At 77.3% G+C, this 6,419-nt stretch carries 6 protein-coding genes and 1 pseudogene; 5 read left to right on the top strand and 2 right to left on the bottom strand.

Features of this window, described 5'->3' with window-relative positions:
- The 4 genes and pseudogenes from MNY62_RS25010 to MNY62_RS24995 all read left to right on the top strand — a co-directional run.
- On the top strand, positions 1-525 hold a 525-nt coding region (locus tag MNY62_RS25010; RefSeq protein ID WP_242347051.1), incomplete at its 5' end, for a TRAP transporter TatT component family protein.
- 19 nt (positions 526-544) lie between these two features.
- Positions 545-1,438 (top strand): DUF4292 domain-containing protein, encoded by an 894-nt coding sequence (locus MNY62_RS25005; protein ID WP_242347050.1) that lies wholly within the window; start codon positions 545-547, stop codon positions 1,436-1,438.
- A 115-nt stretch (positions 1,439-1,553) separates the two neighbouring features.
- The gene (locus MNY62_RS25000) at positions 1,554-2,225 is read left to right on the top strand and encodes a MotA/TolQ/ExbB proton channel family protein (RefSeq protein WP_242347049.1); all 672 of its coding nucleotides are present in this window, start codon (positions 1,554-1,556) and stop codon (positions 2,223-2,225) included.
- 2 nt (positions 2,226-2,227) lie between these two features.
- A pseudogene (locus tag MNY62_RS24995) lies at positions 2,228-2,671 on the top strand (ExbD/TolR family protein); the annotation flags it as partial.
- A gap of 368 nt (positions 2,672-3,039) precedes the next feature.
- Here the strand turns inward: MNY62_RS24995 and apaG are convergent.
- Entirely contained in the window at positions 3,040-3,417 is a 378-nt protein-coding gene (apaG, locus tag MNY62_RS24990; protein WP_242347048.1) for a Co2+/Mg2+ efflux protein ApaG, read from the bottom strand.
- A gap of 73 nt (positions 3,418-3,490) precedes the next feature.
- On the opposite strand from apaG, the gene MNY62_RS24985 reads away from it, so the two are divergent.
- The gene (locus tag MNY62_RS24985; RefSeq protein ID WP_242347047.1) at positions 3,491-4,303 is read left to right on the top strand and encodes an SIR2 family NAD-dependent protein deacylase; all 813 of its coding nucleotides are present in this window, start codon (positions 3,491-3,493) and stop codon (positions 4,301-4,303) included.
- A gap of 23 nt (positions 4,304-4,326) precedes the next feature.
- Here MNY62_RS24985 and MNY62_RS24980 read toward each other — a convergent pair.
- Positions 4,327-6,419 (bottom strand): MSCRAMM family protein (locus MNY62_RS24980; protein ID WP_242347046.1); only part of this gene is annotated, 2,093 nt, incomplete at its 5' end.

Raw genomic sequence — 6,419 nt, 5'->3', positions numbered from 1 at the left:
CGCACGGCCGTGCCCTCCTGGGCGCAGGCGATCGACCGCGGCGAGGATCCGGCCGCGGCCGCGGCGCGGGTGGACGCGCCGGGCGCGGAGGCGCTCTACCTCGTCGCCCAGGGCACGATGCGCGCCGCGCAGGCGACCGGCTACGCCGCGGTGCTCGCGGTGAAGGACGCGGCGCTCTCCATGATGTCGCGCGCCGCCGAGCTCGACGAGCGGCTCGACGCGGCGGGCCCGCACCGCGCGCTCGGCGCCTGGCGGGCGGCGCTCCCGGTCGCCGCAGGCGGCGGCGCGGCGGCGGCACGTGCCCACTTCGAGCGGGGGCGCCAGCTCGCGCCGGACGACCTCCTGGGCCGCGTCGCGGAGGCAGAGACCTACGCGGTGCTCGTGCAGGACGCGGCGCTCTTCGACTCGCTCCTCGCCGAGGTCATCGCCTCGGACCCCGCCCGCGATCCCGACCGCGCGCCCGAGAACGCCATCGCGCAGCGCCGCGCGACCGAGCTGCGCGAGCGCAGGGCGCGCCTCTTCTAGCCCGAGTCCCGGAGCCCTCATGCCGGCCGTTCCCTCCCGACGATCGCGCGGCGCAGCGGCGGTTCTCGTCGCCGCGCTCGCGCTCGCCGCCTGCCTCCCGCGCCGGCCGCCGCCCGACCTCTCCCGGGATCCGGGGGCGCTCCTCGCCCAGGTGCGCGCGGCGCAGGCGCGGGTGCAGCGCGTCTCCGGCGAGGCGCGCGTGAAGGTGGAGGCGAAGGGGATGCGCAGCGGCGTGACGGTGCGCGAGTTCATCGCGGCCGAGAAGCCCGACCGGCTGCACGTCGAGGTGCTCGACTTCTTCGGCAACGTGGGCGCGGTGCTCGTCGCGGAGGGCGGCCGGTTCCAGCTCTACGACGCGAAGGAGCGGGTGTTCTACCGGGGCGAGGCGACGCCCGAGAACCTCGCCCGGCTCGTCCCCCTGCCGCTCCCGGCGGAGGACCTCGTCACCATCCTGTGCGGCTCGGCCCCGCTCCTCGGCACGCCGGTGGACGTCGACGTGCGCGACGGCGTGCTCGTCCTCTCCCTCGAGGGGAACGGGCGCGCGCAGGACGTCCGCGTCGGGGACAAGGCCGCGGTCGAGCGCGCGAGCGTCGTGGCGGTCGCGCCGGGCGCCGCGCCCGCGTACTCGCTCGACTTCGACGGCTTCCGGCCGCTCACCGGCGGCCGCTTCCCCGGCGAGGTCCGGCTCCGCGCCGACGACCCCCGCGTCCGGCTCGATCTGCGCTGGGACGACGAGATCGAGGTGAACGGCAAGCTCGACGGCGTGCGCTTCTCGCTCGACCCGCCGCGCGGCGCGCGCGTCGTCGAGCTCGATCGCGCGGCCGCCCCGATCCCCGATCTGTTCCGCGACGGCACGCCGGCCGCGGGCGCGGGGGAGCCGCCCGCCGCGCCCGCCGGGCCGCCCGCGCGGTGAGCGCCGGAAGGGGGCGGGCGCTCGATCTGCTCCCTGGCGCCCCACGGAAGTCCGCTCCCGATTAGACTCCCGTCTCCTCGCACGGGAGACCCCTTTGGACACGAGCTTCCTTGGAGTGCTGAAGACGAGCTGGTCGATGTGGATCATCGGGGCCTGCTCCGTGCTGGCGCTCGCCGTCGCCATCGAGCGCGCCATCGCGCTGTGGGGCTTCGCCGCGAACGCCCGGGCGGTCGCCGACGCGGTCGTCCGCGCGCTGCTCCGCGGCGACCTCGACGAGGCGCGGGCGGAGTGCGAGCGCTCTCCCTCCCCCGCCGCCGACGTGTTCCTCGCCGGCCTCGCGGCCGCCGTTCGCCGCGGCCCGCGGGGCGCCGCTCCCGACGAGGACAAGATCGACGCGGCGGTCGAGCGCGAGCGCCAGCAGGTGAACCTGCGGCTCCGCCGGAACGTCTGGGTCCTCGGGACCGTCGGCGCGATCGCCCCGTTCATCGGCCTCTTCGGTACGGTCGTCGGCATCATGCAGGCGTTCCGGCACATGGCGGCCACCGGGCAGGGCGGCTTCACCGTGGTCGCCTCGGGCATCTCCGAGGCGCTCGTCGCGACGGCGGGAGGCATCGCCGTCGCCATCGAGGCCGTCGTCATCTACAACTTCCTGAACGTGCACGTGCAGAAGCTCGCGCTCCAGCTCAAGCTCGTGGTCGAGGAGTTCCTCGAGACGCTGCACGACGCGCTGCCCACCGCGACGGCGGCGCGCCCGGCGGCCGAGCCGCGGCCGGCGCGGGAGGCCTGACGATGGCGATCGGCGGGCCGCAGAACGGCAACGGCGACGACCTCGAGACGGCCGGCGGGATCTTCGCCGACATCAACATCACGCCGCTCACCGACATCTTTCTCGTGCTGCTCATCATCTTCATGGTGACCACCACGGCGATCGCGGAGGCGGGGCGGGACGAGGGCGGGTTCAAGGTGAACCTGCCGAAGGGCGGCAAGGGCGAGACCTCGGCCGTCGCGCGCGACCTCACCGTCGCGGTGCTCGCCGACGGCCGCGTGGTGGTCGGCGGAAAGGTGCAGGACGACGCGGCGCTGCGGGCCTCGTTCGCCGCCGCGCGCGAGCGGAGCCCCGAGACGGTGGTGCTGTTCCAGGCCGACGAGGGCGTGCAGCACGGCCGGGTCGTGGCGGTGATGGAGCTTGCGCGTCAGGAGGGTTTGACCCGGCTGGCGATCGCGACGCGAGCGGGGGTCCGGGGGGACGCGTCGTGTGCGGCCCCCCGGCAAGATGCCGGGCGCAGCCCCTCCCGGCGGGGAACCTTCGCGCACCCGCGAACGCGGGCGCGAAGGTTCACGGGCCCCGCCGAGCAGGGGTGGGTCCCCGGCGACGGCGGCCAGCCGTCGACGGGGCGGGGGCGCAGTAGCGAACCGAGAGTGAGCAACGCGGGAGGGGCCCCGGCGCGAAGCGACGGGGAGGGGCGCAGCCCCTCCCGGCGGGGAACCTTCGCGCACCCGCGAACGCGGGCGCAAAGGTTCACGGGCCCCGCCGAGCAGGGGTGGGGTCCCCGGCGACGGCGGCCAGCCGTCGACGGGGCGGGGGCGCAGCCCCCGCTCGATCAGTTCAACCGGCCGGGGACGACGAGCGGGAACGGCGCGATGCGCGCCTCGAAGCTCGTCCCGTCCGGGCGCTGCATCCGGTAGCTGCCGCGCATCGAGCCGTGCGGCGTCTCGAGCACGCAGAAGCTCGTGTACTCGAACTCCTCGCCGGGCTCGAGGTGCGGCTGCTGGCCGATGACCCCCTCGCCGACGACCTCCTCGCGCTCGCCGTTCGCGTCGGTGATGATCCAGCGGCGGGACACGAGCTGCGCGGGCTCGCTCCCCCGGTTCGCGACGCGGACGGTGTACGTGAAGAGCCAGCGCCCGGCCTCGGAGCGGTCGGGACGGTAGGTGCCCTGCACCTCGACGCGAATGCCCTGGGTCACGGCGGTCGACACGCCCGAACGTTATAACGGGCGCGCGCGGGCGCGCCAGCACGGTGGGTGAGCGGGGCCCGTGGGAAGGAACCCGATGGAACCCAAGCTCCAGGCGATCCTCGACGGCGTGCGGCAGGCGAAGGGGCGGGTCGTGGCGCTCACCGGCGCCGGGATCTCCGCGGAGAGCGGCATCCCGACCTTTCGCGGGGCGGAGGGGTACTGGGTCGTCGGCTCGCAGAACTACATGCCGCAGGAGATGGCCACCCACGAGATGTTCGAGCGCTCGCCGGAGGAGGTGTGGCGCTGGTACCTGTACCGCTTCGGCGTCTGCCGGCACGCCCAGCCGAACGCCGGCCACGCCGCGCTCGTGGCGCTCGAGCGCGCGATCGGCGATCGCTTCACGCTCGTGACCCAGAACATCGACGGCCTACACCGGCGCGCCGGGTCCGAGCGGGTCCTCTGCATCCACGGAGACGCGGCCTACGTCCGCTGCGCCGGGGAGTGCGGCGTCGGCCGCCTGGACCTGCCGCCGTTCCCGCCGCGGACGAAGGACGAGCCGTTCAGCGCCGCCGACCGCGCGCGCCTCACCTGCCCGTCCTGCGGCGGGTGGCTCAGGCCGCACGTGCTCTGGTTCGACGAGTACTACGACGAGCCGAACTACCGGATGGAGAGCGCGCTCAGCGCCACGAGCACGGCGGACCTCCTGCTCGTCGTCGGGACGAGCGGCGCGACGAACCTGCCGATGCAGATCGGCCGGCTCGCGTTCGAGCGCGGCGCGGCGCTCGTCGACGTGAACCCCGAGGAGAACCCCTTCGCCGAGCTCGCGGCCCGGTCGCCGCGCGGCTTCTTCGCGCGCGGCAGCGCCTGCGAGCGGCTGCCGGAGATCGTCGCGGCGCTCGCCGGCTGAGCGCCGAGCGGCCCGGGGCGACCTCAGCGGGCGCCGGGCCCGAGCGCGATCTCGAGCCTGCGCGTCTCGCCTGGCGCGAGGGAGAGCTCGGCGGCGCCGCGCCGCCCGTCGTCGGCGCGCACGGTGAGGCGCACCGGACCGGTGGGCAGATCGCCGAGCTCGAAGCGCGGGCCGGCGAAGCGGTGCACGTCGGTGGTCCGCCACGCGTTCGCGGAGGGCTGCGAGGCCACCTCCACGACGAGGCTCCGCGGCGCGGCGCCCGCCGCCCGCACCACTCCCTCGACCGCCCCGCCGCGCTCGAGCCGCAGCGCGACCGAGCCCGCCGCGGGAAGCGTACCGGTCCACGCGCCGCTCCGGCCGCCGCTGCGCGCGCGCACCGTCACCGGCGCGCCGGCGAGCCCCATCTCCTTCGCGAGCACGACGCGCCCGTCCTCGCCCGCGCTCGTGGCGAGCGCGATCCGGTCGTCGCCGGCGCGCGAGAGCGTCACCACCGCGCCGGGCGACGGCGCGCCGCCGGGCTCGAGGACCACCACCTCGAGCCCCTCCTCCGCGGAGGCCCTCGCGGCGGCGACGTCGAGCCGCGCGGTCTTGCCCGGCTCGACGCGCGCGAACGCCGGCGCGACGCGCAGGTCGGTGCGCTCCGCGTCGGCGGGCGCCGCGTGGATCCGGTACTCGCCGGCGGGGAGCGCGAGGCGGTAGCCCCCGCTCGCGTCCGCCACCGCCCGCGCGGCCTGCGGGGTGCCGAGCCCCGCCTTCATCGGGACCGCGACGACCGCGGTGCCCACCGGCGCGGGACGTCCGGCCTCGCTCACGTGGCCGACGAGGAGCCCGGCGTCGGGCAGCTCGAAGTCGGCGCGCCCGGTGCCGCCCGGCGCGACGCGCACGGCGCGCGACACGCCGAGGTCGACGCCCTCCTGCCGCGCGACGAGCTCCGCCCGGCCGACCTCCACGCCCTCGAGCCGGTAGCGGCCCTCGAAGTCGCTCCGCGCCTCGAGCGCGAGCGCGCCCTCGAGCCCGTCGCCGCGCGCCTCCACGCGCACGCGGGCGCCAGCGAGCGGCCGCCCGCGCGCGTCGCGGACCACGCCCTCGATCGCGCCCGTGCCCTCGAGCGCGACGCGGAGCGGGAACGTCGCGCCCGGCTCGAGCGTCACGCCGCGCTGGAGCGCCGGGCTCCTGCCCGCCGCGGCGGCGCGCAGGTCGTACTGGCCGGGGGCGAGCCCAGGGATGCGGTAGCGGCCGTCCTCGCCCGCGACCGCGCGCGCGGCGAGCGCGCCGCTGTCGTGCGGGGAGAGCGCCACCTCGGCGCCGGGGATGGGACGGCCCGAGCCCTCCTCGACCACCTCGCCTGCGAGCGTCGCCCCCGGCCCGAGCACGAGCTCGACTCCGCCGGTCGTCGCACCGGCCTGCACGGACGAGGGCCCGGTGCCGCCAGCGCGCTCGCCCTCGGCCGCGGAGAGCCGGTAGCTTCCGGCGGGCACGGCGAGGGTGAAGCGGCCGCTCGCGTCGGCCGTGGCGCTGCCGGAGTGATCGCGCGAGGCCCCGCGCACGATCGTCCCCGCGGCGGGGCGGCCGCTCGCGTCCCGGACGACGCCCGCGATCCGGCCGAGCGGCTCGAGCGCGATCGCGAGCGCGCCGGCGCGCGGGACGGCGACGCGCGGAAGGAGGGCCGGGTGGAGGCCGGCCGCCTCGGCGGCGACCGCATAGCTGCCGGGGGCGAGGCCCGCGAACCGGACTGCGCCGGTGGCGTCCGCCGTCACGGTGACCTGCTCCTCCGCGGGCGCGGAGGGTGGCCCGAACCGCGCCGCCCGTCCGGAGACGGGCAACGCGACCACGCGCGCCGCCACCGGCCGGCCGTCTGGACGCGAGGTGACGCGCACCTCGAGCGCGGCCGCCGGCTCGAGCGAGAGCTCCACGTGCGTCACCTCCTCGCCGCGCGGGCGGACGACCTCCGCGTGCGCCGTCCCCATCCCCGCGGCGCGCACCGCGACGAGGTAGCTCCCCGGGCGCGCGGGGAGCCGCGCGACCCCGGCGGCGTCGGTGCGCGCCTCGCCGGCGCGGCGCCACTCGGGCGCGAGCGCGCCCGGCCCCGGCGGGAGCGCGAGGTACAGGCGGATCT

This window comes from Anaeromyxobacter terrae (assembly GCF_022690685.1).
Classification (GTDB): Bacteria; Myxococcota; Myxococcia; order Myxococcales; family Anaeromyxobacteraceae; genus Anaeromyxobacter; species Anaeromyxobacter terrae.
The sequence above is the reverse complement of the archived record's forward strand: the minus strand, read 5'-3'. Positions and strand labels throughout refer to the sequence as shown.